Source organism: Halalkalicoccus subterraneus (assembly GCF_003697815.1).
Classification (GTDB): Archaea; Halobacteriota; Halobacteria; order Halobacteriales; family Halalkalicoccaceae; genus Halalkalicoccus; species Halalkalicoccus subterraneus.
On sequence record NZ_RDQG01000078.1, the window covers coordinates 44,469 to 70,960 of the forward strand.

The following is a 26,492-nucleotide window of genomic DNA, read 5'->3' on the forward strand; positions in this document are numbered from 1 at the left end:
CACCAGCGAGAATCGGTCGAAAGTATCATCTCTATAGAATAGCTTCTCACTGACTACTAAACTTCAACAGGGCCACCAATTTCTCCCAACCGTTTTAGCCTCATCGAACACGCACTCCTCAGCGTGGAACTTCGAGCGCTCCAGGTCGCTACGGCGGAGTGACTCGCGGCCACAATCCTCGCACCGCCAGTAATCCGTACCACCCTGTTCGGCTGGTTCCGTCCACGGACCCGTGATAACTGGCTTGTTGATGTCGGCGTCCATGGCGGTCTCAGTTGTAATACCGCCGTCGGTCACAACCATGGCATCATCAGCTGGTCGGTGCTTGACTGTCGAATCTCCGAGCCCGCGGTACTGCTCGTGAGTGGCGATCATTAGCTCGACGCGGCGCTGGTGCTTGCACACGCCATCTTGATACGTGTCGCTCGGACAGTCGCACGCCTCCGCGATGAGGTAAACTCGGTAGACGTTCCCGATCTCGCTGTTGACGTCGAACTCGCCGGCCTCGCCGGCATGGCGATCGATGCGTATGCTCTCTGTGGCTGCACGAATCGTTCGCTTGTCGATATCTTCTTTTGTGTTGGCGTGTTTCGCGTTCATGGGTTCCAAAGAGACCCACCCGCTCGCCTGTTAGCGCAGGTCTTCTGGAATGAGCAAGTTGCACCCGGACAAGACCGTCGCTTGATGATGACGAGGTTGCTATACTTTGCACTAAACGAACGGTACGACCAGTTCATGCGAGATCTAAACAAGCTCTCTCGAGATATGCATCGTGATCGTTGAACCCGTCGTGTTTGAACAGTTCGGGATCAAAGTCGTCTGTTTTCGACTTTGTAGTGTCTTTGATGACACGTTTCCGCTGTAAGAGAACAGTCCTTCCATGATCGGGATGGACCATCTCTGTAGATGATGTTGCTGTATTTCCTGAGCAGTTGCTATTGGAAACCTCTAGTGAAGTTCCATCTATAATATAGAAAAGTTTTATTAGAAGACCCCGAAAACAGTTTCTCAAGTGGAAATAGCAATCAGGGCGGGAACGCTCTCGCTCCGATCTGACTGCTAGTGGGGAATTCGGGAGGAGTCTTACAGCGGAAACGTACACTCAGGATCTATCGGTACGAGAACGCCTCTAATTTGGGACCATGGTTTTCGGGATCGCTAATCAGCAGGAACGTACGTCACACTCTTTGGTTCTGATCGCTTATCGAACCCAGACTCAAGACAGTAGGGGGAGGAGTCTTTGCGTAGACTAGAAATCTTTTCATCTCCGATTTTAGCCTGATTCTCGCACTGCGAGCGGTCCAAGGCGCGGCAAGTAGTGCAATCGCGATGCTGACAGTCACACTCCTCGGAGACCTCTATTCCGGTGAACAACGGCGAGTGTTGATCGGTACTAACGCAGCGATTTTCGCGGTTGGTGCTGCCAGGTATCCGCTTCTTGGCGGTGCGCTCGCCACACTCACCTGGTCAGCTCCCTTCGCGTGCTTTCTCCTCGCACTGCTCGTTGCCGTTCCTGGGATAACCCTCCTCAAGGAGCCACAGCGAAACGAGACCGACTCGAATTCGAGTATCCGTGAGTTCCTCACTGGACCAACACCGTTGACGCCCTTCGTCGTCCTCTATCTCGCGATCTTCGGTATCTTTGTCCTTCTCTATGGTGCGCAACTCACCGCGGTTCCGTTCCTGCTCGCCAACGAATATCAGCTCTCTTCGGCGGGTATCGGCCTTCTTCTGGGTCTCCCCGCAGTTACAATGGGTCTAACTGCAATCCAGGGTGATCGCGTGCTTCGGTCGGTTACAAGTTTTCAATCGATTGCACTTGGGTTTGTAAGCTATGGGATTGGACTTGTCGGCGTAGCTATTGCGAACTCCATTTATGGAGTCGCTGGTGCACTCCTCCTGTTCGGTCTCGGCCAAGGCCTCGCAGAACCAATCACGGATACGGCACTCATCGAACGAGCACCGGACGAATTTCGCGGAAGTATCATGAGTATTCGGACCAGCGTTCTCAGGCTCGGCACGACAGTTGGCCCGCCAATAAGTGTCGGGGCTGCAACGGTGTTCGGCTATCGACACACACTGCTGGTTTCCGGTGTCACTGTTTTCGTCATCGGTGTGACTTGGTTCACGGTTAAACGGCTGCAAATCCCCTTTTATCTCCTAGGTAGTGTTTAGTACTGGTTGAGATCAATGCTATCAATATAAGGGCTATTACGGAAATGAGGTTATTCCCATCGGTTTTAACTTACTACGCCGCTACCGAAATACGATGTCAGCTATTGACCTCACTTCGAGTCAGAAAAACATTCTCACAGCACTCGTAAACCTACATCGAGACACAGAAACCACAGTAAAAGGGGAAACGATCGCCGAAGAAATCGACCGAAACCCGGGGACGATTCGCAATCAGATGCAGAGTCTCAAAGCACTCCAATTGGTCGAGGGTGTCCCTGGTCCAAAAGGCGGGTACAAACCAACGGTTACCGCCTTTGAAGTACTGGATATCGATCAACTGGACGAACCGGCAGCAGTTCCGCTCACACACAATGACGAAACTATTGACGACGCGAACATTCAAGAGATCGACCTGTCAAGCGTCCATCATCCTGAGCAATGTCGCGCAAAAATCCATATCCAAGGCTCGGTGCGCGACTATCAAAATGGAGATCACATGGTCGTTGGCCCAACACCTGTAGCGAAACTCGCGATTGAGGGTATGGTCGATGGCATTGATCGGACAAACAATATTCTCATCTTGCAAGTTGAGCAAATCGAAGCGCCCCTCGGAGAAGCAACGCACTAATAAGAACTTTAGGAGTTGCCTGACTGGAAAACGAATGCTGCTTACTCGTAGTAGACACACGTAACGATCTCACTAGAACTAGTGGAACGAAACGCATTGTCTGTGCTTTCTTTCTGAGAGCATCGCTTACTGGCACGATTGCTTACCCTACTGCATGAGGAAACTGTTTCTTGGTGTGGGAAGTATCTGAGACCAATGACTGAGGTTTTGCACCAGATCAAACGCCTCTTACTCTATGTGATGGGGCCAGCATATGTCGTCGCAGGAGTTTTGCATTTCGTTGTACCGGAGTTGTATGTCCAAATTGTACCCCCAGTCTTTCCGGTAGCACTTGCACTCGTCTATCTGTCCGGTCTCGCTGAAATTGCTGTTGAGATCGGGCTATTGATCCCTCGAACCCGACAGCACGCAGCATGGGCAACGGTCGCGTTGCTCGTAGCCATTTTTCCAGCAAACGTCTACATGGCGACCCACGGGGTCGTCATCAAGGGATTACCGGGCGGCGGTAATCCCTCTGACGTCGTTCGCTGGGGACGACTTCCACTCCAGGGTGTGTTGGTTCTCTGGGCGTGGTGGTACACGCAGCCGATATCCAAGAATAGCAAATAACCACCCATCCTTGTTCGACCTGATGACCTTATTGAGAGGATCGGATCTTGAACGGGTTAGTAACTTGATGTTGGTAAAACACTTAATCGGTAATTGATTAGATACCACTGTCCAACCATCTATTCCACGCCTTAATCAGTTCTGAACTCCAGTCATCGATCGAGCCCGTAACCGGACCAAATCCATTCGGAGCCATTCGGTGACTGCTCACCTGCTCATACGAGTACGCCAATTCGAATAACTCAGAGTCGCTCAAAGCGCGTCCGTCTCTACCTTAATCACTCGACCGTATCTTTGATAATCGTCCAATACACTGGTTTAGAGAAGCCGGAGAAGAGATTTGAACTCGTGACTGACTCCTTACAAAGGAGTTGCTCTGCCAGGCTGAGCTACTCCGGCACTAACATCGCTTTCAGTTGATGCCTTAAAAGCTGTTCTATTGGCTTCACACAAACCAGTAGAGAATAACAAAAGTGGCGTACTGAACACAGTGGGTATAATCAGTAGGTAGTCTCCAGTAACTTCAGAGGCTGTCAACGGAGGCGGGATTCCGAATGGTGAGCGGCACAACTCTACGAGCCAGGCCCAAGGGTGGCGATATCAGTTCCCACCGTCGCCAGTGCGTCGGCAGGGTTCGGGTCGCTGTCGACCAAATGTGTGTACTGATGGTTCGGAATGCTCGACAATGCTGCCATGATAGCCTCGCTGTATGCCTTGACACCCGGTTCCATCGAGTCATCGCCACCCCAGACGTCTCGGATGACCGTCATCGAATCGATGTGTACCTCCAACCTGCGTGGCTCGTAGCGAACCAGCAGTTCCGAGAGCCCGAGTTGGAGGGCAACATACTCAGCAGTGTTATTCCCTGTCCGGGAGCCAACAGGGCGGCCAAGACGGGCGAGATGGTCCTCCGTAGCATCCATAATGACAGCACCCGCACCTGCGGGACCGGGATTACCGCGCGAACTGCCGTCGACGTAGAGAACGAATGTGTCGCTCGTTGGCTCAGGGACATGTGGCCGGGTGAGTCCTGACTCTAGCAGGCTTTCGAGCGCATGCCGCAACTCAGCTGAGGTGGTCGCGGGGTCAAAGAGACCGCCGTAGCCAGGGATGGCATCGTCGATGGCGTCAATGGCGGCCGTCATCTCGTAGCCGACGCCCGCAAGTACCTCATCAACGAGCCTGGCAAGCGGCCAGAGGTGTTCGGCCGGGAGGGAGTCGTCGATCATGCCACTCCCTGCTTTGGACTCTGGTTTCGGGCCTTTACACCCACGATCCCGGGTGGTTTCGTTGACTGGTTACACCACTGCATAGAGGTTTTCGGTAATCAAGCGGGATAATTCTACAGATAGTACCGCTGGTGAACTGTTCTGAATCAATCGTCCCCATGGGATCCGCAGCGGCTGCTACAAACAGCCTGTTAGATATGAAACCTGTCTGGCTCTTGTTCCCAAAGGATGGGTTTAATATTGGTATCGAGATTCACCGACTACGGGTTCACTAATCGAGGAAAAAGTGCCTCAGAGTTACGTATATGACCGTAGCTATGTACCAGATGTAGGTTCCGCGAAAATGAAGATTAGCAGACAGTTTATAAACACAGGTGGAGCCGTAAAGTTCGTATGACTCATGCGACGCCTGATGAATGGCACTTCGAGGACTGGCAACTGATCGCGATCGCGCTCCTGACGTATCGGTATCAGGCTGAATGTACAGCATACGAGCGAGAGAGGGTCGACGCGATGATCGGTGCAATCGCCTCCTACTGGGATCTCGAGGAAGCAGACCTGTTCGAGATCACGTCTCGATCGCTTTTGGGCGGATAAGCATTGCTCAACTGCACCAGAGTAAGAGAGCAATGCTCGCAGGGAGAGAGTCGATACCCTCTCAGAGAGGTATTTGTAGATTCCGACGGCTGAGTTGCAACGATTCGTTTATCGATTCTTCATCCCTCTGTGTGTTATTGTTCTGTATCACAGTAATTAAATATTGATTCTTTTAATTTATTTTTTACCACTTATTTTAATATAGTTGAAATAATACCTCATCCAATCAATAGAGGTAGTAAGAATCGCGTGGAAATGCACATTAAATTCCTTTGTAACGTAATGAGCTCTCGTTTTAAGTCTCGTATCGAGTCTAGTATCACTAACGTTGACGGCGAGATCGATACATCAAGTGAATGTACGAGGTTCCTGCAGCGTTCGTTCAACGAATCAGCGAACGGCCTTCATAGTTGACGATCCGAGGCCCCAGCTGAGAACTCTCACGTCAATTCATGGAATCGGGCCTGCAACTCAGTCGTTCTCGCGTTTCACAATCCGATGAACTACGTAGTTGATGATCACTACATGATTGCAGCTCTCTTTGGTGAGGGCCGACCACTACGGTTCTCTGACTACCCGCGACTCCTCACTGCACTCCGTAACCGGAATCCGAGTGGGTTCGATCTCCGGACCGTCGAGATGGCGTACTACCATGATACGCAGCTTCGATAAGTGTCGCTGTGAGAAATGTCTACTCGACCAGAGAGTCCGAAGGACTTCTAACAGACTCAGCGGTCACATAGAGGTAGCCAGCAGCGAGCACTACGATAGCTTCGGCGGCTTTAGACACGATTGCCATCGCGTTTACTGGACCACCCATGACGAAGTATGCAATAAGTTGAGCGAGAGCAAACAGACTCGCGAGAAGATAGAACTCACGACGCCAGTATCGGGACGCATAGACCACAATTCCGCCAATGAATCCGAAACTTGCGAGAACGAATAACACTGCTTGCATCGTGTCAAATTCGATAACGACTGGTGCAAGCCAGAGGTGAATTGCTGCCGAAATGAGCGCTGCAGTAATCATCACGTATGGGACGATTCCAGTTGGAATCCCAGTGATAAGGGGCGGATCAGTGGCGACATTAGATGTGGTGTGGGACATCACGCGTATGCTAGATTGCCCCTTTGATGTATTTTTCTGTTATAAATTTTATAATAAAAGATTTATTTTGGTGCAACAGAGATTAGAGGGGAACGAGCGCGGATCACTGGGGTGAGGAAGAGTGGCGTGGATCCGGATTCTCGTCGTTAGATGACTTCATGTATCTACTCTGATATGAATGGTTCCTACTAATGGATCCAAACAGTCGGATGCGAATAGCCTAGAAGTGGAAACGCGACGATGTAAGCCGGATAACCGATGATGATCTCGAGAGCGCACTGGAACGAATCGAGGCCCGCATGTATATCCTGTCGTTCGAAGAAGACATGGTGTTCACACTCAAAGACAACCGTCTCAAAGAAGAGATAATCCCCGATAGCGAACTTCGGCCAATCCCGACGCCATAGGAGCACTTCGAGATGTTGGGTTCCGTCTAGAAGACAGGAGCTTCATTGACAACGCTATCAATGAGCTCCTTGACGAATCAGTAGCCTAATTGGATATAGAGGTCAGCAACCAGTTCGTTTTTCACCGCCTTACTAGAAGACACCACCATGGCTGACCGTTCACCAATAACATCCTTCTACCGACGACGCGGTGGACCACACCTGTGGGGAGTTAGCCGCCCAAATTGGAGATCGAGACGAGCTGTTGATTATCCACGATGTCGACAACAATCCCGCCGCCGAACGACGAACCATTCCCGAGGGTGTCCAGCTCATCGTCGCCGGTAATCCTACCCACTGTTCAGGGGAGACAAACGCCATCGCCACTGGAATGGACGCCGCGCGTCACGATCGCCTCGTTTGGACTGACGATGATTTCCATCATCCTCCCGACTGGCTGGCCACCCTCAGCGCCAACTATGAGAGATATGAACCAGTCTCGGAAGTGCCGTATTTCGTTGGGGAGGACCCACTCTCAGTACTCCTTGAGCCAGTGTATGCTTCTGGTGGTTCACTCGCATCTATCTCGGAAATAACATCTGGGGTGGCGTGGGCATATTCGATCGTAACGATATCAACGAGGCCACGTTTCTCGGGGAGCTTCGTCAAACAATCAGTGATAACGGACTCCCCATAGAGTCTCTCTCGGTGACGACAGTCAACCGAACACGCGTCGTCCCGACCGGGGGAACGATCCGCGAGGCGATCGAACGACCGGTCCGATGGATACAGATTCTCCGGTAGCATGTTCCTGGGGCGATTGTCGGAACGTTTCTCGTGTTGTCGTTACTTCTCATGTGCAATCTTGGCTCCACTTCCGACAGCAGTTCTCCTTACGTTGGTGCAGTTCGCCGTCAACGAGATTCTGGGCGTTCGTCGTTGGACGGCCGTATTAGCCTTCGTTTTCGTCCCTCTGGTTGTGTATGGGCTTGCTCGTCGGACGTTCGCGTGGGGTGGACGGCGATACTGCTGGCGTGAAAAGTTCGATGTGACGGTGCTCAATTAGTGATCTCAGCGGTATACCCTCTGGTTACTGTGTGCAACAGTCGCTATTACGAGCCGGCCAGTATTGTATAAGGTTTGTCGACTGCTGCATTCGCCATCCCAGTTATCCTCCGGATATGCAGCGATTGGTGCCGTCGTTGGTACTGCCCGTAGTGAGGGAGGAAATCAGAAGACTGCAAATCCAGTCGCAAGTATCGGAACATTGGCTGGTACTACTTTCAGTGAAGGCCAGGTAGTAGTGACCGCTGAGAAGTAAAAACGGGAAGACTCACTGGTAACCAGAGAGCAATGATTCACCGACCAATTTACTGGGTTGTTCGAGGGGAAGAAATAGGTCCGGACAGCAATTCGCTCTACTCATGGTACTGTCCCTCTCGGAAGTGTTAACCATGACGCGGATCTACATTTGTTTGCAATGGCAAACGGAAAAGTTGATTTCTTCAACGACACTGGCGGTTACGGATTTATTTCCACTGAGGATGCGGATGATGACGTTTTCTTCCACATGGAGGACGTTGGCGGCCCGGACCTCGAAGAAGGCACAGACATCGAATTCGATATCGAACAGGCTCCTAAGGGCCCCCGAGCGACCAACGTCGTTCGAGCGTAATACCTGCTTCAATATCGCCGATCGGCGATACTGAAACATGACACCATTTTTATCGATGCTACGTTCCGTAGCCAGCGCTATCAAATTGAGTACTTATCTGAATCAATAGCACAGTTGCGGATCGTGGTGGGGTGAGAAGTAGAAGAACAAATAGCCGTACTGGAACTCTCGAATTCGAGTGAGCTACCTGAATCAGCTGCTCAGTACGTGCACAGACCAACTGACCCGGTGGTTGATACTGTGTGCTCGGCCGATAGGTGAATTTGAGAGGAGCCGACCGTCGAACGGCCACACTCTTATCCCGCTCTCGCTCGTAAGTTGGAGGATGGCAGATAACAAAAACGCACGAGACAAGCAAGCGGATGATGAAGAACGACGCCAGCAAGAACGAGAACTCCAAGAGTCGCGTGACCGCGCCGACGAACCCGAACCGATAGATACTGAGCCCAGCGAACAGCTCGGTGAGCTGGATGAAGAGCTCGAAAATCACGACTATCCCACGACTACTGATGAACTTATCAGCGCTCACGGCGACCGTGAGGTCGAAACACAAGGTGGGTCGAAAACCATTACAGAAGTACTTTCTCCGATTGACAACGAACTGTACGAATCTGCCGACGACGTTCGAAATCGATTACAAGGATTGATATCCCGTTGATCGGGTCACTTCCGTCAGCGACTTCCGGTCACTTACCTATCCATATTCAATCGGAGCAAAATCTATCGGATAAGTGCTTGCCTTCCATTGCTATATCTGCACTAAAGCATGTATAACGTTCTTAGAGACGGAGGTATCGTGAGAATCTCCCCAGAGTAATTTTCCACAGTAAGATTTATTATGAATAAAATATTATGTATTTTTAGATATGTTTGGGGTAAGATACGACAACTGCGCTGACTGTGGCACCCGATCAACGAGTACCAACCAAGTGCAACTGCTCAGCAACGGCGAATCTGAATGGGTCTTCTTTTGTGATAATCCCCACTGTGAGGGGAGTTGGACGGTCCCTGTCGGAAAGATATGATCGAACACCCAACTCTTCAGCTGGAGAGGACCTCTGAGACTAGCACAATCTGCCTGCTGGAACACTCATAACATACCAATGGTTTTGATGTGAATGGGGTACCACAGTTCTGACAAGCGAATTTCCACGAACATATATCAAGCTTCTGTGCGTTGTATGTCATCTTTATCTATATTAGAATATAGTTAGTGCCATATTCATTTTTGTTTGTATAATATTGAATGAACTTTGTCGACGTATCTCCTAAAAAATGATCGTGCCATTAGTTGACGTATGATGTTATCAAGGAACCTCATCTCGAAAAACTAGTAATCAACTCTTCGTTCGTCGGTATGAGCTACAACGCAGTGAGTGTCTCCTGTGAGAACTCAGAGGTCGAACTCCACTGATCACCGTCTCTGATTGCCTTCAGGATGGTGGCGTGCTGGTCGCTCAGGGCTTGATAGAACGAATCGAGATCAGTGGGTTTGACATCGGGTTACGGCCAGAGCCCTCGTGCTTCGTGGGCCTCCGCAATGCGTGACAATGCGACGATGTAGGCTGCGTCACGCCATGTGACGTCCCGCTGCTCGAACTCCGATCGAACTGCATCCCAAGCAGCCTGCATCTCGACTTCGAGTTCGTTGTTTACTCGTTCAAGTGACCACGCTCGCCGATTGATGTCCTGAAGCCACTCGAAGTAGCTCACCGTAACCCCACCAGCGTTGGCGAGAATATCTGGGATTACTGCAACGTCTCGCTCGGCGAGGATCGAATCGGCTGTCGAGGTGACCGGTCCGTTCGCACCTTCGACGACGAAGTCTGCAGCTATTGCCTCTGCATTCTCTTTGGTGATCACGTTCCCTAGGGCGGCAGGAATGAGCACATTGACGTCGAGCGTGAGCAACTCATCATTCGAAATAACAGTGTCAGCGTACTTCGTGACTGCTTCCGGCTCCTCGTCGTGGGTCGGGACAGATGCAGTATCGATCCCTGCTGGTTCGTACATTGCGCCATTCACATCGCTGATCGCGACAACTGTTGCACCCCAATCATCGAGGAGACGGGCCGCATTTGCCCCAACGCTTCCGTAGCCTTGGATTGCCACGGTGGTATCCTCGAGCTGTCGGTCGTAGTACTCGCAGACCAACTGCGTGATGATCGCGACACTCCGGCCGGGGGCTTCTTCACGACCCTCGCTGCCACCGACCACGGGTGGCTTCCCGGTCACGACGCCTGGTGCCGTCTCGCCTTCCTGCATCGAGTACGCGTCCATTAACCACGCCATCGTTTTCGGGTCCGTTCCCATGTCAGGTGCTGGAATATCTTTGTTCGGGCCAATCACGTCACGAAGTTCTTGTGCGAATCGGCGAGTAAGGCGCTCTTTTTCCGCCGAACTCAGCTCCTTCGGATTGACTGCGATGCCGCCCTTGGCCCCACCGAATGGGAGATCCATCACGGCGCATTTCCAGGTCATCCACATACCGAGGCCGACACATTCGTCTCTGGTTACCTCGGGGTGGTATCGGAGTCCACCCTTAAACGGGCCTCTGACGCTATCGTGTTGCGCTCGATAGCCCGTGAACACCTCGACCGTTCCGTCGTCACGTTTGATGGGGACTGTTACCTCGTGAACCTTCTGTGGGTGCTTAAGTTGCTCGACGATATTGGGATCGATATCGAGCTGATTCGCAGCATGATACAGCTGCCGGCGAGCCGTTTCGAGCGCCGATTCCGATTCAGTTAATTCCATCGTCGCTTCATCCGACTCGTCGCGAGTAGTATTAGTTTGAGGTGCCATAGTTATTCAAGCGGTATTAGCCGATTTCGCAGTGGCCCGCCACAATCGGGACACTGGCCAGGACTATTTTCTACGACGATGATGTTACCACACTCAAAACATTCGTAGGGGGTTTCTTCGGTGGGTTCGAGGTCAATATCTCTCATTGTGAGTTCACGAGTGTCGCCATGTAGAGTGGCACACTCTAGGAAGACATAATAAGTGTATAAGGAAATAATCAATTGTTGACTATCAAACAGTCTACTGGCTAGTGGGTTTATTATTCAACCACCTCAGCTGGGGTAGCGATGGGGAGATTGGTCTCTTCGAAGAGCGTCGCAAACAGTTTGCGCTGGACGGTCCGGGCGTGCTGATAGAACGCAGCCGGAGAAATACCAAGTGTCTCCGCAACGTCTTCACCGGTGCTCTCGCGCGGCGACTCGAAGAAGCCACTGTAATACGCCGTCTGGATCACTTCGAGTTGCCGCTCAGTCACTGTTTCAAGGAATTTCGAGTAGAGGTTATGCTCTATCGACTGATCGAGCGTCTGTTTAGTACGGAGTTCGACACCAGCGAACGTCTCACGAACGAGTTGCGTGATCGTTCGCACATCGATGCTGTCCGGAATATCGACAACGAGTGTCGTTTCGGTGGGATCAGCAATCGCTTCGCGGAAGATAGTACCGTGATCAGCCAATTCAAGGGCGAGAAACGGTTGTGTGACCCGAAGTCGCAGCACGCCTCCCGTATCATCCGCACTGATCTGTTGTACCTCATTGATACCGACAAACTGCGAGGCGGCGTCGACGACGTCAGTTAGTGCCCCGTCGTCGACGGTCACAAACACGTAGCTGCCTTCTGTGGATTGCTGGACGCCACCCTGATACGTAAGGGTGCAGGCTGCATCCTGCGCGAGCCGTGAGAGTATGAACGTTGGATCGTTAATTGTGAACACGACACGTGTCATCGACGTCGTGAGCAAGGCATTCTTCCGTTCGATCGCACTGAGTGCGGACGCGATAGTTTCGCCGAGTTCGGCTAAGACAGCTTTCGCCGTCTCGTCGAACGCATCCTGAGTCGGTGCATAGACCGTTAGTATCCCGTGTGTGAGATCATTGTATACGAGCGGAATACTCAACACGGAGAGGTAATCTCGAGAGAGAGCGTCCTTCCGCCAGGCTTCGTCACGGAGTTCGGCAGCAACGTTCGTCACCATCGTCACGTTGCCAGTCGCCGCGGTTTGTCCGGCTGGTTCCGTATCTGACGCGTTGACGACAAACGAATGTCTATCCAGATACCCCTGTTCGCTTCCTGCCCAAGCCCGTGGATCAACGGTGTCTGTCGTCGGGTCGATCGTGCCGATCCAGGCAAACCTGTATCGGTCATCAGCAGTCAACAGCTCACAGACTGTATGATCGATTTCCTCTCGCGTTTCCGCTTGCACGAGGGCTTGATCGATCTCTCGAATCGTCTCGTTGATGCGATTTAGAGTGGTGAGCTGTTCGTTTTGCGCTTGGAGTGTGCGGTCCTGCTCCCGGAGTTGGGACTCCCGTGTAACGCGATCGAGGGCTGCCTCAGCGGTTGCAGAAAGAAGATCAGCCAGTTCCCGCGCCACATCGTCGAAGGCTCCTACCATGTGTGAACCGGCAACGAACACTCCGTGGTTACCGAGTGGAATGTAGGTTGCACTGCGAAGGTCAGTAGCCCAGTTGTCGAGCCGGTCTGCCTCGTGGACATCGTCGAAGAACAGGGCCTCGTCCTCGACAAAACTGTAACTCGGTAGACTTTCTCCGTCGGCATGGACGATGGGAAGCGGTCCATTGAGCTCTTTCATCGTCGCCGAGTGTGCTGCGGGCCGAAGGTCGTTCGTGTCGGCATCGAAAAGATAGACCGCACTCGCATCCAAATTGAGGACGCCGGAAGTATCATCGACAACATGCTGAGCGATCTCTTGATGAGTTTCGGCGTACAGGAAATCACGCGCGGTCTCTTGGAGAGTCGCGAGCGCCTCTTCACGTTGCTTGCGTTTCGTAATATCTCGACAGCTGAAGAGGAGCGTCCCATCCTGAATCGAGACTTCGCGAACGTTGACTAGGAGCGTATGCTCACGGCCTACCTTGTCCGTTGCCGTTGTTTCGATGTTCTTGAGCACGCCGTCAGCCGCGAGTTCGTCACGGTCGAAGAAATCCTTACCAAGGAGATCGTCGATCGTTCCCTGCCCGTAAATCTCGTCAGCTGTGTAACCGAAAATGAAGTGGATATTGGGACAGACGTAGGTGTACTCGCCGTCTTCGTCCGTGATAAGGATAGTGTCCGTCATATTGTTAAGCGTAACGCGATGGAGTTCCTCTGATTGGCGGAGGTCGCGTTCAAGGTCGACGCGCTCAGTAATGTCGACGCCTTCGACGACGATCGAGACGAGGTCACCGCGTTCGTTCTCGACCGGATGCACGGAAAGATCGATGACATGTGGATTCTCGACATGTGGCGGTTGCTGGACGACCGCGTTGCCGAACGTTCCGCCGAGTGCGTTCTCCACGATCTGTTGAATGTCTGCGTTCGTTGCACCGGTCTCTGTCCACCACGGAAGCGTCCAAAATGGTTCGCCGACAATCGTTTCGACGTCCTCGTCAATTATCTCCCGTGCAGTTTCATTCACACGGGCAAGTGAACCATCCAGGTCAAGCACCCACGTTGCGGTCCGCGAATCGTTGAAGATCGTGTCGAACTGTCTGGCCCGCTCCCGTTGCGTGACCGACCGCTGTGCGGACCGGATGGCGCGTTCAGTTCGTTCGATGAGTTCTTCGGTCATCTGTTCTGTCGGTTCCGTGAGCGCGATGTAATCGGTAATACCGGCTTCAATAGCCTCGCTGGCAATAGCTTCGCTCCCGGCGGCAGTACAGAGTAATACCGGTAAAATCGTGGTTTTGGTACGAATCTCCTTGAGGAGTTCCAGCCCTGTTGTCCCTTCGAGCGAGTATCCGCTGATGAGACAGTCAGTGGTTCGTTTCTGGATGATGTCAATCGCCTCCACCTTGGTTTCAGCTGTATGCACAGTCGCCTCAGTCTGTGTCTCGAGGGACGCAGCGAATCGCGCAATCCAGTCATCCGTCCCGACAAGCAATACCGTCGACGAATCGAGGACGAGTGAAGAAGAGACCATTATTCAAACAAGCAGATAGAGCAAACGCTTCTTTCGGTGCCGATTCGGGCTTGCCTCCAGCTCTGTTGCTGGCCCGGGGTGGAATACATGTGCATAGCTATGTGACTATTAAACTATCTGTGACAAAGGCATTTGCTATTGAACCACTATGGACATAGGATAATCTGAAGAGAGCATTCTTCGAGCATGCAGTAGTCGACCCAGGCCTCATTGGGCCACCTTTCGCATGTCACCCCCTGTAGTGCTAACCGTTTCTAGCACAAAATTCCAGTACTCGCCCGAGCACCGAGAGTTTATATCGGAAACATACTGCTTATATTGCGTTTACGTACCTGCTTGTTCTGATGACGGGGATCGCGAACGTATCACCACTTGCGTTTCTCAGTGGATCAAAGGATGCGATAGTAACGGCATTTGCGACACGCTCATCGAGCGGTACGCTTCCAATAACGATGACCAGCGCCGAAGAGAATCCCCGTATCAAAGAGGCAGTCTACTCGTTTGCCCTTCCGGTTGGCGCAACCGCAAATATGGACGGTACGGCGATTCAGGAGGCGATCACCGTCGTGTTTGCCGCAAACATGGTTGGACAGCCTCTCGCACTCTCCGAGCAAGTTCTCGTTTTGGTTGTCGTCGTCCTCATCAGTATCGGTACTGCTGGCGTTCCCGGTGCGGGAATCGTCATGCTGACTGTGATCCTGAACCAGGTCGGTCTTCCACTGACTGTCGTTGGATTCGTTGCCGACATCGATCCGATTCTTGGTCGAATTGCAACGATGAACAACGTCACTGGAGACCTAGCAGTCGCGACCGTGGTGGGCAAGTGGAACGACGCGATCGACTTCAGTAGTGGCGTGTGGACTCAGTAATCACTTTGTCTAACCGAAACGAGGATTACGGAAATCCACCGTCGATTTCAGTGATACGACATGCTAAAATGGGCCGTTACTCAGCTACCAGAGTCACTAATGCTGGCCTTCTTCGAACTCTTCGACGATCTTATCGCAGAAGGCAGGTAAGTCGTCGGGATCGCGGCTGGTTACCAGTCCTTCGTCGACGACGACTTCCTCGTCGACCCACTCCCCACCTGCGTTCCGGATATCGGTTTGCAGGCTAGGATAGGACGTTACGGTCCGTCCCTCAACCGCATCCGCCTCAACTAGTGTCCAAGGGCCGTGACAAATTACTCCAAGTGGCATCTGCGCTTCGGCAAACTCGCTCACTAAGCTCATTGCATCTTCATCCATTCGAAGTGTATCGGCACCGACCGTGCCACCCGGAATAATCAGTGCATCGTAATCGTCCGAAGAGATCTCGGAGAAGGACTTCTCGATCTCATAGGAGTCACCCGGTTCAAGATCGTTGTTGACAGTTTCGACCTCGCCGGTTTCCGTGCCGACGACCTCGACAGTGGCTCCGGCGTCCTCGACAGCTTGCTTTGGTTCGATGAATTCAACCTCTTCAGTACCCCTCTGTGCAAGAAAGACAGCAACGGTGGTATCGCTAAGTGGATCTGCCATTGTATTTTCCTCACTAGGCTAGATAGTCCGACGCCAGTTAAAAAGAGAGCCTGCCGTTGCCATACTACCCCCACATGTATTTTATTTTAAATTATTATATTATTAATTGAGGATCCCTCTAAATGGCTGCTCGCTATCTAAGCGATACTCAACTACGGGTTCAACGAAGAGGAAGACAACGCCTTCGTGAGAGAGCTCATTTGGCAATTCTTCAAACGTATTACCGATGACCGAGCACGTGAGATCGAAACGCTCGTCGAGTAGTCTGCGTATGGGCCTGCTATTAGGATAGTACCGTAGTTTGGATAGAGAGTGAAGTCACTAGTCTCGTCGGCATGCGACGATTTGGGTATTAAATCAAATACTCTCAAGATGGATTCTATGCAACAAGTTGACAAGGATCGTGAGCAATATAATACTATGTATGATCTCACCGGCTTCCAGCGGGATTTACTGTACGTGATCAGTGGATTGGACGAACCGCACGGTCTTGCCCTCAAAGACGAACTCGAAGAGTACTATGAGACAGAAATCCATCACGGGCGACTCTACCCAAATCTCGATACGCTCGTCAACAAAGGACTCGTCGAAAAATCACAGATGGATCGCCGAACAAATAGCTATGCACTCACAGCACGTGGGCAACGAGAAATTGACGCTCGGAGAGAATGGGAACACCAGTATCTCCAGGACACTCTCAGCACAGCCTAAAGAAGAGCTATCGCTCGGAAGGCTCCGCATCAATCATTGCCGCTGTCCCATCGGTAAACAGTAGTGCAAGCCGGCCCATCCGTGCCGAATCGTACGCAGTGAGGTCGTATCGATTGTGATTGCTCCGATGAGTATAAACCTGTAGAATCTCGAGATCCGCGGCAGTACTCAGGAGCTGGCCAAAGATCTGTGGTTCGAACGGCGGATCATCCCATATCGAATATAGCTGTTTTGCCGAGGCGTAGTTCCGCTCCGTCTGTTCGAGAGCCTGTCTAAGATCTTCTATATAACGTTCTAACAGACTAAAGCGTTGAGGAGCATTATCGAGGATCTGTAGCTGCTCGCTGAGAGAGGTGTCTGGAGACTCATCCAGCGACATCGGATGGAGGGAGATAATGGCAACATGTAGCAATAAACACGCTGTAGCAGACAGGTTTGCCGGAAACGATTCCGCAGGGTTACATACAATTAGCTACCGATAACAAATATCAATGGTTTCAATTCCAGATCGGCTTCAAGTCCTCATAACGAGTCAGCTAACCGAGACAGAGGAAAGACTGCAGATCGAGGTTCCATCAGAGCTGGTCGACCAAGCGACGGTTGCTCCAGGAGAAGTCTATCAGATCGCAGTGCTTCCTGCTGAGACAGAGAATTCGACAGATAACCACCGCGACACAACAACACCTGTTGATGCTTCAGCGGCTTTCTCAACCGGCAAGAAATCGGAACCGCCAGTCACAGAAGGCGAGATTCGAACGGTGACGATCGATACGCTCGGTGATCAAGGGGATGGCATTACCCGTGTTGAACGAGGATTTGTTGTGATCGTTGCGAACGCTAAACCCGATGAAGAGGTAACAATCAAGATCGAGACCGTCCAGTCGAACGTCGCTTTTGCGAGCATTCGAGAGCGACGAGAGTAGATCCAGACTGTCGAGTACACACACTCCAGAAGTGGTCGATCCACGAGGAGACGACTGACCTGGAGAGCTCTCAGTGGCGCTCCCAGCCGACACGAACAGTGGCTGTGAGTTCATCGATCACCGATTCGGTGAGCGCTACTGGATCGGGGTCATCAGTAGTAGAGTGGTCTGAGGAGACATCAAAGACCTCAACAGAAACGGATTGGGCGTCCGCTAAGCTCCCGGTATCAACTTCGAGATCGAAGATCGTGTGACTGTAGATGACGATGGTGCGTTCGTTCGAGACTTCCAAGTGTTCGATCGCTGCCTGCTCGAATGCATCGAGAAGATCAACCGACTCGTCAAACTGGTACTGGACTGCTGACCACTCCTCATCGTTCATACTACTGAAAGATCAGCACCCCACGAATATCAAGTGTTGTGACTTCGATATCCCCCACTACCTAGAGAAGTACGAACGGGAACTCTCTCAGTCAAAGAATCACCAGTAGTCTACTCGCGACTTGTTCGCCGGACTGCAGAACTCAGTGGGATCACTCAGCGCTTGTCTTGGTTGCTTTGCCGAGGTACTCACGTCGGGCAGTATTCCCGTCACGATAGGCCCAATACTTGTATGGACCATGTTTTTCATCGCCACTCATACATGAGCAGCTCTCATCACCGCAGGTCCGGTACTCAAGATATATAGCGTTATCTGATTCATTCTCGAGAACGCTGGCATCCTCGGGTAGTTCGTCTATGACTGGCTCACTTCGACGCTGTTCACGTGCGGCAAGCAACTCGTCGATATATTCTGTGGCCTCTCAAAGTGCTTCATCGTCTTGTTTGGGGAGCCCTTCAGCAAGGTAATTCGGAAGCGAGGAAGGTACAGTTAGACCCATTCTACCTTGTGCAATAATTCACGTCTAGCAGTATGATATTGTTGCACAAGGGGCCCGAAATAGTCGCTATCTTCAGAAGAGGTACTATAATGATAACCCGAATTTTCAGCAACAAGTGGGAGTAGAACGGTGTACGTGCATGGTCTCTCGCTAATGAGAACTATGTTGGAAAGGCTTCTAATCAGAAGGGCACCCAGTAGTTTTGCAGTACTATCAGTAGGGATGTCTTCTAGTAACAGACATTCAGTTGAATTCGCCGGAGAACAGCTATCTGAAGGCTTATTGAAGACCGACTCCAAAGAAGAGCTACACAATGCCTCCACTCCAAAATATGACCGCTGATGTCGAGGTAGAGAATATCGGCGGTATCGATGCTACCTCTGTCGAGTTCACTCCCGGTGTTACGATCCTCGCGGGACGGAACGCAACCAATCGAACGTCGTTTCTCCAATCACTGATGGCAGCCCTCGGGAGCGACCGAGCGTCGCTCAAAGGGGACGCTGATCACGGCTCAGTGTCGCTGACCCTCGATGATGAGACCTATACTCGCGAGTTGACGCGCACAAATAGTGACATTGCGTTCGCCGGCAATCCATACCTCGATGATCCACAGCTGGCCGATCTATTCGCGTTCCTGCTTGAGTCCAATCCGGCTCGACGCGCTGTTGTTCGAGATGATGACCTCCGAGAGCTGATTCTCCGACCGGTTGATGTCGAGGAAATCGAAGCTCGGATCAGTCAATTGCAGGCCGAAAAACGCAGTATCGACAAACAACTCTCGGAACTGTCCGAAGCCCAGCGTGAACACGGTTCGCTGGAAGAAGAGCATGCACGCGTCACAACACAGCTTGAGGATGCCAAAACAGATCTCGAAGACGCGCGTGAAACACTACAGACAGCCCAGCAATCCGATACCAAAAATACAGGCTCGGACCAACTCGACGAACTGCAGGAAACACAGTCCCAGCTCGAGGATGTCACCTATAACTTGGAAACCGAGCGAGAGAGTGTTTCTTCGCTCGAAGACGAACACACCGATATCGAAGCAGAGCTTGAAGACCTCCCGACGATTGATGAGGACGAACTCGACGATTTAGCCAGCGAGATCGAGCAGATTCGGGGTCGAAAGCGGGAACTCGATGAAATTATCTCCCAGCTCCAGACAGTCATCCAGTTCAACGAGCAGATTACCGACAACGGAGTGACGGATCTTCTCGGTGATGAGGAGGCGGCTCAAACAGAAGCCGATGGTGGTTCAATAACCGATCAGTTGGTCGCGGACCACTCAAACGAGGTCACCTGCTGGACGTGTGGGTCGGAAGTCGATACCGATCAGATCGAATCAACGGTTTCACGTCTCCAAGACCTCCGCCAAGAGAAAGTCCAGCGGCGCAATGAACTCAACCGAGAACTCGAGGAGCTCAAAGCTCGGCGCAAAGAACACACTACAGCTAGGGATAAACGGTCCGAACTCGAACAAGCGCTCGAAACAACTGAAGCGGAGCTGGCTGATCGAACCGATCGGATCGCCGAACTCGAATCACAACGGGAGGATCTGCTGGAGGAGATCGAGGACTTGGAGTCGGCCGTTGAAGCTGACGAGGACGATGAGGAGCTTCTGGCGGCTCAAAAGGAGGTTACCCAACTCGAACTCAAGTGCGATCGACTCGAACGCCAGCGTACCGCACTCGAGGATGATATCGAGGAGCTCGAATCCCGACTCGAGGAGCGTGGGCAGCTCGAAACCCGTCGTGAAGAGATCAATACGGAACTCGAGGAGCTTCGAACACATATCGAGCGCGTCGAGCGTGAGGCGATCGAGGCATTCAACGAGCATATGGAGACCGTCGTCGATCTGCTTGATTATGGGAACCTCGCGCGGATTTGGCTCGAATACCGCCATTCAGACGGGACCGGTGACGGGAGTTTTGAGCTTCATGTGACACGCCAGACGGACGATGGAACGACCTACGAGGACTCCGTCAGGCATCTAAGCGAGAGCGAGCGCGAAGTAACCGGACTGGTACTCGCACTGGCAGGTTATCTCGTTCATGACGTGCACGAAGAGATGCCGTTCATCCTACTGGATTCATTGGAGGCGATTGATTCTGAACGCATTGCACAGTTAGTCAAGTATCTCGAAGAATACGCCTCCTATATCGTAGTTGCCCTTCTCCCAGAGGATGCCGACGCACTCGATGACGAGTACCAGCGGATTACAGAGATCTAGCGACTGAGTCTACAAGAAATCTAAAGACTTCCATAACGAGTGTAGAAGAAGCGAAGAGGACGATTACTCCGGACAGAGTGGTGTTAGAGAGTGTTACTGGAATTCCATCAGTGATGTTGTCGGTGTGTCTCCTTCACCGGCGGGAAGGTGATCCTGGAGAGAGTCATGAATACCAACATCAGTAATGATCTCATCTAATGCGGAGAGAATAAGCTGGACGTCCATCTCAAGCGTGTACTCACGATAGGTACCACCACGTCGACCTTCATTACGCTCAGTTACGGAAACAAGCCCCAGCATCGCGAGCTCGGAGAGATGATCACGCATACGACGTGGCACAAGCGGATTACGACCAGCTCGTTGAGCAAATCGAGTATATCGTGGTCGTACATCTCGTGACCTGATTGGCGTCTCGTTTTCAAGGTGTAGTGTGAGCAGTGAGTAAAGGACCAGATGACCGTGCTGCGTAAGACCACTAATGCCTTCTTCGATACGACCGCGCTCAAGGTCATGGCGGCCGTTCTCAACGTGAGGCGTCGTAATGGTTGTTGTGTCGGTTTCCTCGCGAGCGAGATCGCCCGCTTTCATAAGTAAATCAATCGACTGACGTGCATCACCAGCATCTTTCGCGCCATATGCAGCACAAAGTGGGATAACAGAACTCTCAAGCACATCATCATGAAAGGCGACTGCTGCACGCTGCTTAAGAATCAGTTGCAAGTCACTGGCATCATACGCTGGGAAATGAATCTCTTGTTCACACAATGAACTCTTCACTTTTGGAGAAAGGTTATCCCGGAACGAGAAATCGTTAGAGATACCAATAATGCCTATTTTCGCGTCTGTAAGGTTATTGTTTGCACGGGCTCGTGGCAGCTGATAGAGAATAGAATCATCTTCTACATGGTCAACTTCATCTAACACGATGAGGATGCATCCACCAATAGAATTGAGTTCGTTCCAGAGCATCTCATAGACGGTCGCTCTGGGATAGCCAGTGGTGCTAATCTGATCCGTGTCGTCTCGGAGTTCATTAACCAGATGAGTAGCAATCTGATACGAAGATGTGAGGCCGTCACAATTTAGAAACGTAAGATGTAGATCGAGGTCTTCGTACTGAGTAGCGTCCTCCTTGAGATGTGAAAGAAGATACCGAGTTGCAGCAGTTTTCCCAACTCCTGTTTTCCCATATAAGAAGACATTGTTTGGCTGTTCGTTGTTGATTACAGGCTGGAGAGCTGCTTGGTACATCTGGATCTCGTCGTCACGCCCAACGAGCTGATCAGGTTGATAATCCTCTCGTAGAGCATCGCGGTTCTCATAGATTTCCGTATCCCGTTCAAACAATCCCATTTAGTATTCCCTATCAGAATCACTGTCATCGTACCACATAAAACCACCCCGTCCGGAGTGTCCGCTGTTCTTGTATAATATAAAGAGATGAGTAACACCCTCCCCCCACTATGTCCGCTGTTAACCAAATAAGGGTAGGACCAAGAAGGAATACAATGATAAACTCCGGAAAAGTTTATTAGAGTGTGTCCAGAATTGGTCCGTAGGTTAGAGAATAAAGTAGTAGTGGCTGTAGCGGTAAGGCGGTAGCGGCCAACCGTCTTCTCTTCTAGACAGAGAACCGCGGACGTAGTGGGGGGAGGGTTACTGATGGATCAAATCTTATTTTACCCTCTTAGAAGTCTCAATGGGATTTCTTTCTTTCTCTCATATCTCTATAAGCAGATCAACATAGTCAAACACCATGATGTCCGCTGTTCTTCTTGCTGTCCTCCATTTCAATCTGAGAACAGCGGACACAGTGGTGTTGTAGCACCTATTCTTCTCAAGTAACAGAGGACATGGTGGTGTTTCTGGCTTGTATGATTTCTTGACCTCCTTATTGTTCCACAGCCTTGTTCAACACTCATCCCTATCAACGGCTCTGTTGCACAAGGGTAGGAACCTTAGCTGATTCCAGACCGCACGTGGACGGTAACGGTTCCATGGACGTGGGAGGAGACGGAAACCTACCGTGAGTATACCGGCACCACCTGGTATCGCCGGGCGTTCGAATTTGACCGGGCAGACAGCGATCGACTGGCGTTCTAAATCGATTCAGTGAGAACGTACTGGATTCGTCAAGCGTGCCTTCGCAGTAGTACGACCTCATTTTTTATTTACTGTGGTTCTCTAATATCCTAAGTACTGGTTCAAAGTGGCGAACTCTTCAGGAGAGAGAATAACCTTCGCAGTGAATTCGTCTATCTGTTTGAAGTCATCGTCGAGAGTTAGAACGGTCTCAATGCTCTCTTCGCGAGCGACTTGCGCGTAATATCCATCCCAGCCTTCGATGTTGGTATCAGCTGCGAGAGTGAATCCTGCTCGAACACTGCTCTCTGATGTTTTCTCGTACCAGTGAATCTGCTTGGCATCCATAAAATTCTGCATCAGTCGAGACGCTTCCTCATTCGAAAAACCATAGAATGATGATAGAACATGGTGTGCTCCGATGAGTGACGTATAGGGGATGACAACCTCGATCTCGCCACGAATTGCTTGCTTTACATACGAGAGGGGGGTTTCACTCACAGGGGTTCCCGCGTGTGCGAGCGCAGTTACGCCGATGTCGAATAGAAATGGGCCGTTACTGGTCACTGGATTGCTCTTGTTGGGCTTGCCGTTGTACTGTGTCTGCGTGATCCTTTGCTATCGGATCGAGTTCTCCGTATGGTGTTGGAGATCTGGTTTTGGTAGCTTCTTCGATTATTTGATCCATCCGATCTAGGATTTGCTCCGGTTTGTCTTCGGGTTTGACTACTGCTTTCCCCTCTTCTTCGTGAACTTCGACTGATGTTCCAGGTGAGATTCCAAGCTGTTCGCGTATCTTTTGGGGAAGCACGATCCGTCCCTTCGAATCTACTTTTGGCATAATCCCACCTATGGTGGGAATCACTATAACTGTTCTGTACAGTCGGCGTAATTTCAGAAGAGGGAAACGGATTTAACCAACAGAGCCCCCCTTTCGCAGCTATCCAGTTGGTTAAGACCAATCCGGGCCAGTATCTTCCTGATATGCTTTCTTCTCCTCGTAGAACGGATATAGTAATGACGCTCATTAAAAATGTTCACTACAAATATTCATTAATTGTGTTCAGTACATTCTGTAGATGACTACATTATTAAATGTGTCTGACGAACATTGACGGGTGATCACAGTGTTGGAGAGAGTATATTAGCATATTCAACGTATAGTGAGGCTGGTGGGGTAGAGAAAACCACGACAGCAGCAAATCTAGCAGTTGCTCATGCACGAGCAGGCCTCAAACCACTTGTTGTACCACTCGATCCACAGGATGGTGATCTCTCACGGCTATTTGGTGTTGATGACCAACGAACGGAACCTGTTGATAATCTCGTCCGGATCTAATTCGCCGGCCCAAAAGTGATTTGAACGATCTTATTCGGACCGTAGAAGGCGTTGACATCATCCCTGAACACAACATGCTCTCTGATCTCGCAGAGTACCTCCAACGCGAGAAAGACCAGGCAAAGCAATGGGCGAAGCGTTCGGGATGCACTCACAGCTCTTGCGCGTCCTTCAGAAAGCAGGTGTCCCTGAGAACTATGATGTCCTCATTTGCGACCCACCAGCCACTGAAGGACCACATCTCTACAATGCAATCCACGCAACTCGTTCACTCGTAATCCCTGTCGAACCGAGTGCAAAGGGTAAGGCAGCAGTTCAAGGCCTTGAATCCTTGTTGCCGGCCTTGAGGACCAACTTGACGTCGAAGTTGGTGTATTAGCAGCCGTTCCTGTCGGCTTCAAAAACACACGCAACCAGCGAACGATTCTTGACGAAATCAAGTATCCTATTCCCGAAATCATCGGGGAGCGCGCTTCTCTCATGGAAGGATGCTGGATGCAGCAATGTTCGGCATTTAGATACGTCCGGGAATTCCGTGATCGACGTCGTGATTACGAGATCAATACGCTCGCTCAGTTTAATTCTTTAGCTCGTCAATTAGAGGCTGAAGTCGGACTTGAAGCACCAAATCCACCTGAACCAGGGGATATTGATCATGAGGTGGTCACTGCATGACGGGGATGAAACAAGGCGCCTGAGAGAACCCGTTCGCTGAGGACCCCGACACGGACGAGGAACAGTCACCAACTGCTGACGATAAACCTGATAGTGAGACACAATTACCGGATGTCGACTCCGAGAATTCAGGTACAACTCGTTCGGAAAGCAGAGACTCATCTCAACCAATGCAGATTCCATATAAATTCCGGCGCAGTGGGGTGCAAGATGGGCGTGATCGGTTCCACTATTCCTTCATAGCAATACGAAAAGCGCAGAACGTGATGCACTTCGGGAACTCGAGGAGCAGTTCGACGGCAACGTATCACTAACCGATCTGCGGGAAGCACTCGTGATGACCGGTCTTAATCATCTCGACGAAGTCAAAACCCAACTGGAAGATTGGGGATACGGAATGACATTTGACGACTAGCATACTGTGTTAAATATCGTCTGTAGCTTGGTCAAGCATCTCGCCCGCACGTTTGGCTCCCTCGGTCGCATCGATATGTGAATAGTGGTCTTTTGTCGTTTCGAGACTCTGGTGTCGCATGAGATCCTGTGCGGTGCCACGGTCCATTCGATAGAACGTATCACCGATCCCACGGCGAGCCCCGTGGAGCTGGAGATAACCGGGACCATCTGGTGGAGTCGGAATATCGAGGTCTGCGGCCTCACAGAGCCGTTTCATTACGCTTCGAGCACCCGTTGTCGTGATCGCGGGCGGGACAACTCGATACTCTCGCAGTACCTCCTCGATTGGATTCTCGTCGAGAACTGCTTCTATCGCCTCTTCATTTTTGTCTTCAACTTCCCGAAGATGCGTCCGAGCACACTCGTGCAGTGATGGTGCGTGTCTGGTGGGAAAGACGGGCCAGTCATCGGTTGGTGGATCGCTGATCGTTCGATAGCGTTCGACAGCGGGAATCGCCTGTTCAAGGAGCCATGCTGACTGACGTTGCTGATTCTTCCCGAGGACAGAAATTGTCTGCTCGTTGAGGTCGACGTCACGCCAGCGAATCCCTTGGCGACCGGTGCGGTTGTCATGCTCCGAACGGAAGATCTCGGACGCACGCACCCCAGTAAACGCGAGGACAGCGACCAATGCACGATCTCGAGCTTCGGTATTGGCGTCGAGACCTTTCTCGTCAATAGCGTCGTGAGCTCGCTTATTGACGTAGTTGAGAATCTGTGTCCGTTGGTCTGGCGTCCAGAACTGTTGTTGGGATTGCTGAGAGGCGGATCGTTCGGGCATCGATTCCTGAGCGAGGCCGGCTCGTGCGTAGTTCTCCTGAAGATAGCCCCACTTGGAGGCCCAGCCGAGAAAGGCTGAGATGATGTTGTAGTACGTCCAAGCGGTTGAGCGAGCGATACCACTGTCCGTTGTCTCAGCTTCGTTTGCGGCGACACGGCGACGCAAATGTTCGGCGTAGTGTGCGAGAACGGTTTCGTCGAGCTGCTCGAAACTATCAATATCTCGTTGATCAAGCCAGTCGGTCCAGTTAGTGATGACGCGGTCTGCGTTGCGTCGATAGTTGCCTGAATCGTCGCCTTTGGCTTTTGCCTTGAGGAACTGCGTGAGACCCTCATGGAGCGATGGAGAGTCGGATGTAGTGGTTGAACCCTGGGGATTGGGGTCGGACATAGGGTTAAAGGAGTGGAGGGCGTGGGGGGTAGTAAATCCACTGTTGACTTGTTATTTAATCAAAAGTAAATTGCTAGATTTCCTGATCGGCTGTATTTGACTAATACAGCGGTTCTGTATTCAAGAACGCAATTTACAAACTGTATAGAG

The 26,492-nt window shown here is 51.4% G+C and carries 23 protein-coding genes, 1 tRNA gene and 4 pseudogenes; 14 read left to right on the forward strand and 14 right to left on the reverse strand.

Translation table 11 applies throughout. From position 1 onward, the window contains the following. Window positions 1–63: 63 nt before the first annotated feature. Window positions 64–600: a hypothetical protein gene (locus tag EAO80_RS16050; RefSeq protein WP_122090870.1), complete on the reverse strand. Its 537-nt coding sequence runs from the start codon at window positions 598–600 to the stop codon at window positions 64–66. Between the two features lie 45 nt (window positions 601–645). Between EAO80_RS16050 and EAO80_RS20845 the strand changes: the two are divergent. The 4 genes and pseudogenes from EAO80_RS20845 to EAO80_RS16070 form a co-directional block, all read left to right on the forward strand. Then, a pseudogene (locus EAO80_RS20845) lies at window positions 646–765 on the forward strand (FAD dependent oxidoreductase); the annotation flags it as partial. A 498-nt stretch (window positions 766–1,263) separates the two neighbouring features. Then, entirely contained in the window at window positions 1,264–2,175 is a 912-nt protein-coding gene (locus EAO80_RS16060) for an MFS transporter (RefSeq protein ID WP_281273057.1), read from the forward strand. 94 nt (window positions 2,176–2,269) lie between these two features. Further along, the gene (locus tag EAO80_RS16065) at window positions 2,270–2,803 is read left to right on the forward strand and encodes an Rrf2 family transcriptional regulator (protein WP_122090871.1); all 534 of its coding nucleotides are present in this window, start codon (window positions 2,270–2,272) and stop codon (window positions 2,801–2,803) included. Window positions 2,804–2,998: 195 nt separating this feature from the next. Then, window positions 2,999–3,412 carry a DoxX family protein gene (locus tag EAO80_RS16070; RefSeq protein WP_245998653.1) on the forward strand — a complete coding sequence of 138 codons (414 nt, stop codon included), beginning with the start codon at window positions 2,999–3,001 and terminating at the stop codon, window positions 3,410–3,412. Between the two features lie 325 nt (window positions 3,413–3,737). Here the strand turns inward: EAO80_RS16070 and EAO80_RS16075 are convergent. Together EAO80_RS16075 and EAO80_RS16080 are read right to left on the reverse strand one after the other, a co-directional pair. Continuing rightward, window positions 3,738–3,811 (reverse strand) — tRNA-Thr (locus tag EAO80_RS16075). A gap of 173 nt (window positions 3,812–3,984) precedes the next feature. Continuing rightward, window positions 3,985–4,641 (reverse strand): ribonuclease HI family protein, encoded by a 657-nt coding sequence (locus EAO80_RS16080; protein ID WP_122090872.1) that lies wholly within the window; start codon window positions 4,639–4,641, stop codon window positions 3,985–3,987. A 393-nt stretch (window positions 4,642–5,034) separates the two neighbouring features. Here EAO80_RS16080 and EAO80_RS16085 point away from each other — a divergent pair, with 393 nt between their 5' ends. After that, complete coding sequence (locus EAO80_RS16085; RefSeq protein ID WP_122090873.1) at window positions 5,035–5,238, forward strand: hypothetical protein; 204 nt, start codon at window positions 5,035–5,037, stop codon at window positions 5,236–5,238. A gap of 691 nt (window positions 5,239–5,929) precedes the next feature. On the opposite strand, the gene EAO80_RS20430 is transcribed toward EAO80_RS16085, so the two are convergent. Further along, a complete protein-coding gene (locus EAO80_RS20430; RefSeq protein ID WP_122090874.1) occupies window positions 5,930–6,346 on the reverse strand; it encodes a DUF7475 family protein in 417 nt (138 codons plus the stop codon). A gap of 597 nt (window positions 6,347–6,943) precedes the next feature. Between EAO80_RS20430 and EAO80_RS20435 the strand changes: the two genes are divergently transcribed. From EAO80_RS20435 to EAO80_RS16115, 3 genes are all read left to right on the forward strand, one after another. Further along, on the forward strand, window positions 6,944–7,429 hold the full coding sequence (locus EAO80_RS20435; RefSeq protein WP_245998655.1) for a glycosyltransferase: 486 nt from the start codon (window positions 6,944–6,946) through the stop codon (window positions 7,427–7,429). Window positions 7,430–8,212: 783 nt separating this feature from the next. Further along, a complete protein-coding gene (locus EAO80_RS16110; RefSeq protein WP_122090876.1) occupies window positions 8,213–8,407 on the forward strand; it encodes a cold-shock protein in 195 nt (64 codons plus the stop codon). Window positions 8,408–8,732: 325 nt separating this feature from the next. Then, the gene (locus tag EAO80_RS16115) at window positions 8,733–9,065 is read left to right on the forward strand and encodes a DUF5789 family protein (protein WP_122090989.1); all 333 of its coding nucleotides are present in this window, start codon (window positions 8,733–8,735) and stop codon (window positions 9,063–9,065) included. 845 nt (window positions 9,066–9,910) lie between these two features. On the opposite strand, the gene gdhB is transcribed toward EAO80_RS16115, so the two are convergent. From gdhB to EAO80_RS16130, 3 genes are all read right to left on the reverse strand, one after another. Next, window positions 9,911–11,164, reverse strand: a complete 1,254-nt coding sequence (gene gdhB / locus EAO80_RS16120) for a glutamate dehydrogenase GdhB (RefSeq protein ID WP_122090990.1) — start codon at window positions 11,162–11,164, stop codon at window positions 9,911–9,913. Window positions 11,165–11,214: 50 nt separating this feature from the next. Continuing rightward, window positions 11,215–11,358, reverse strand: coding sequence for a rubrerythrin-like domain-containing protein (locus EAO80_RS16125; protein WP_122090877.1), 144 nt, complete (start codon window positions 11,356–11,358; stop codon window positions 11,215–11,217). A gap of 113 nt (window positions 11,359–11,471) precedes the next feature. Beyond that, complete coding sequence (locus tag EAO80_RS16130) at window positions 11,472–14,354, reverse strand: bacterio-opsin activator domain-containing protein (RefSeq protein ID WP_122090878.1); 2,883 nt, start codon at window positions 14,352–14,354, stop codon at window positions 11,472–11,474. A gap of 314 nt (window positions 14,355–14,668) precedes the next feature. Between EAO80_RS16130 and EAO80_RS16135 the strand changes: the two are divergent. After that, window positions 14,669–15,223 (forward strand): annotated as a pseudogene (locus EAO80_RS16135) (dicarboxylate/amino acid:cation symporter); the annotation flags it as partial. Window positions 15,224–15,319: 96 nt separating this feature from the next. Here EAO80_RS16135 and EAO80_RS16140 read toward each other — a convergent pair. After that, window positions 15,320–15,874, reverse strand: a complete 555-nt coding sequence (locus tag EAO80_RS16140) for a type 1 glutamine amidotransferase domain-containing protein (protein WP_122090879.1) — start codon at window positions 15,872–15,874, stop codon at window positions 15,320–15,322. A 420-nt stretch (window positions 15,875–16,294) separates the two neighbouring features. Between EAO80_RS16140 and EAO80_RS16145 the strand changes: the two genes are divergently transcribed. Next, window positions 16,295–16,585, forward strand: coding sequence for a PadR family transcriptional regulator (locus EAO80_RS16145; RefSeq protein ID WP_122090991.1), 291 nt, complete (start codon window positions 16,295–16,297; stop codon window positions 16,583–16,585). 491 nt (window positions 16,586–17,076) lie between these two features. Further along, window positions 17,077–17,508, forward strand: a complete 432-nt coding sequence (locus EAO80_RS16155; protein ID WP_122090880.1) for a TRAM domain-containing protein — start codon at window positions 17,077–17,079, stop codon at window positions 17,506–17,508. Between the two features lie 70 nt (window positions 17,509–17,578). Here the strand turns inward: EAO80_RS16155 and EAO80_RS16160 are convergent, their stop codons facing one another. After that, a complete protein-coding gene (locus tag EAO80_RS16160; RefSeq protein WP_122090881.1) occupies window positions 17,579–17,890 on the reverse strand; it encodes a hypothetical protein in 312 nt (103 codons plus the stop codon). A 151-nt stretch (window positions 17,891–18,041) separates the two neighbouring features. After that, window positions 18,042–18,287, reverse strand: coding sequence for a DUF6788 family protein (locus tag EAO80_RS20850; RefSeq protein WP_368280559.1), 246 nt, complete (start codon window positions 18,285–18,287; stop codon window positions 18,042–18,044). Between the two features lie 415 nt (window positions 18,288–18,702). Between EAO80_RS20850 and EAO80_RS16170 the strand changes: the two genes are divergently transcribed. Then, entirely contained in the window at window positions 18,703–20,619 is a 1,917-nt protein-coding gene (locus tag EAO80_RS16170) for an archaea-specific SMC-related protein (protein WP_122090882.1), read from the forward strand. Window positions 20,620–20,712: 93 nt separating this feature from the next. On the opposite strand, the gene EAO80_RS16175 is transcribed toward EAO80_RS16170, so the two are convergent. The 3 genes from EAO80_RS16175 to EAO80_RS16185 form a co-directional block, all read right to left on the reverse strand. Next, entirely contained in the window at window positions 20,713–21,972 is a 1,260-nt protein-coding gene (locus EAO80_RS16175; protein WP_122090883.1) for an orc1/cdc6 family replication initiation protein, read from the reverse strand. 831 nt (window positions 21,973–22,803) lie between these two features. After that, window positions 22,804–23,268, reverse strand: a complete 465-nt coding sequence (locus EAO80_RS20440; RefSeq protein WP_245998657.1) for a type II toxin-antitoxin system VapC family toxin — start codon at window positions 23,266–23,268, stop codon at window positions 22,804–22,806. Further along, window positions 23,258–23,542, reverse strand: a complete 285-nt coding sequence (locus tag EAO80_RS16185) for an AbrB/MazE/SpoVT family DNA-binding domain-containing protein (protein ID WP_122090993.1) — start codon at window positions 23,540–23,542, stop codon at window positions 23,258–23,260. Before EAO80_RS16185 ends, EAO80_RS20440 begins: the two co-directional genes overlap by 11 nt. A 300-nt stretch (window positions 23,543–23,842) precedes the next feature. Here EAO80_RS16185 and EAO80_RS16190 point away from each other — a divergent pair. Beyond that, window positions 23,843–24,715 (forward strand): annotated as a pseudogene (locus tag EAO80_RS16190) (ParA family protein). After that, window positions 24,712–25,130 (forward strand): annotated as a pseudogene (locus tag EAO80_RS20855) (hypothetical protein). The pseudogenes EAO80_RS16190 and EAO80_RS20855 overlap by 4 nt, the downstream one beginning before the upstream one ends. A gap of 9 nt (window positions 25,131–25,139) precedes the next feature. Here the strand turns inward: EAO80_RS20855 and EAO80_RS16200 are convergent. After that, window positions 25,140–26,342 carry a tyrosine-type recombinase/integrase gene (locus EAO80_RS16200; protein WP_122090885.1) on the reverse strand — a complete coding sequence of 401 codons (1,203 nt, stop codon included), beginning with the start codon at window positions 26,340–26,342 and terminating at the stop codon, window positions 25,140–25,142. Between the last annotated feature and the right edge of the window lie 150 nt (window positions 26,343–26,492).

Excerpts from the sequence above, each read along its gene's own strand:
- EAO80_RS16070 (WP_245998653.1), top strand. The coding sequence starts at position 2,999 with ATGACTGAGGTTTTGCACCAGATCAAACGCCTCTTACTCTATGTGATG.
- EAO80_RS16185 (WP_122090993.1), bottom strand. The coding sequence starts at position 23,542 with ATGCCAAAAGTAGATTCGAAGGGACGGATCGTGCTTCCCCAAAAGATA.
- EAO80_RS16170 (WP_122090882.1), top strand. The coding sequence starts at position 18,703 with ATGCCTCCACTCCAAAATATGACCGCTGATGTCGAGGTAGAGAATATC.
- EAO80_RS16110 (WP_122090876.1), top strand. The coding sequence starts at position 8,213 with ATGGCAAACGGAAAAGTTGATTTCTTCAACGACACTGGCGGTTACGGA.
- gdhB (WP_122090990.1), bottom strand. The coding sequence starts at position 11,164 with ATGGAATTAACTGAATCGGAATCGGCGCTCGAAACGGCTCGCCGGCAG.
- EAO80_RS20430 (WP_122090874.1), bottom strand. The coding sequence starts at position 6,346 with ATGTCCCACACCACATCTAATGTCGCCACTGATCCGCCCCTTATCACT.
- EAO80_RS16080 (WP_122090872.1), bottom strand. The coding sequence starts at position 4,641 with ATGATCGACGACTCCCTCCCGGCCGAACACCTCTGGCCGCTTGCCAGG.
- EAO80_RS16160 (WP_122090881.1), bottom strand. The coding sequence starts at position 17,890 with ATGAACGATGAGGAGTGGTCAGCAGTCCAGTACCAGTTTGACGAGTCG.
- EAO80_RS16140 (WP_122090879.1), bottom strand. The coding sequence starts at position 15,874 with ATGGCAGATCCACTTAGCGATACCACCGTTGCTGTCTTTCTTGCACAG.
- EAO80_RS16085 (WP_122090873.1), top strand. The coding sequence starts at position 5,035 with ATGACTCATGCGACGCCTGATGAATGGCACTTCGAGGACTGGCAACTG.
- EAO80_RS16200 (WP_122090885.1), bottom strand. The coding sequence starts at position 26,342 with ATGTCCGACCCCAATCCCCAGGGTTCAACCACTACATCCGACTCTCCA.
- EAO80_RS16125 (WP_122090877.1), bottom strand. The coding sequence starts at position 11,358 with ATGAGAGATATTGACCTCGAACCCACCGAAGAAACCCCCTACGAATGT.
- EAO80_RS16175 (WP_122090883.1), bottom strand. The coding sequence starts at position 21,972 with ATGGGATTGTTTGAACGGGATACGGAAATCTATGAGAACCGCGATGCT.
- EAO80_RS16155 (WP_122090880.1), top strand. The coding sequence starts at position 17,077 with ATGGTTTCAATTCCAGATCGGCTTCAAGTCCTCATAACGAGTCAGCTA.
- EAO80_RS16065 (WP_122090871.1), top strand. The coding sequence starts at position 2,270 with ATGTCAGCTATTGACCTCACTTCGAGTCAGAAAAACATTCTCACAGCA.
- EAO80_RS16115 (WP_122090989.1), top strand. The coding sequence starts at position 8,733 with ATGGCAGATAACAAAAACGCACGAGACAAGCAAGCGGATGATGAAGAA.
- EAO80_RS16050 (WP_122090870.1), bottom strand. The coding sequence starts at position 600 with ATGAACGCGAAACACGCCAACACAAAAGAAGATATCGACAAGCGAACG.
- EAO80_RS16145 (WP_122090991.1), top strand. The coding sequence starts at position 16,295 with ATGTATGATCTCACCGGCTTCCAGCGGGATTTACTGTACGTGATCAGT.
- EAO80_RS16130 (WP_122090878.1), bottom strand. The coding sequence starts at position 14,354 with ATGGTCTCTTCTTCACTCGTCCTCGATTCGTCGACGGTATTGCTTGTC.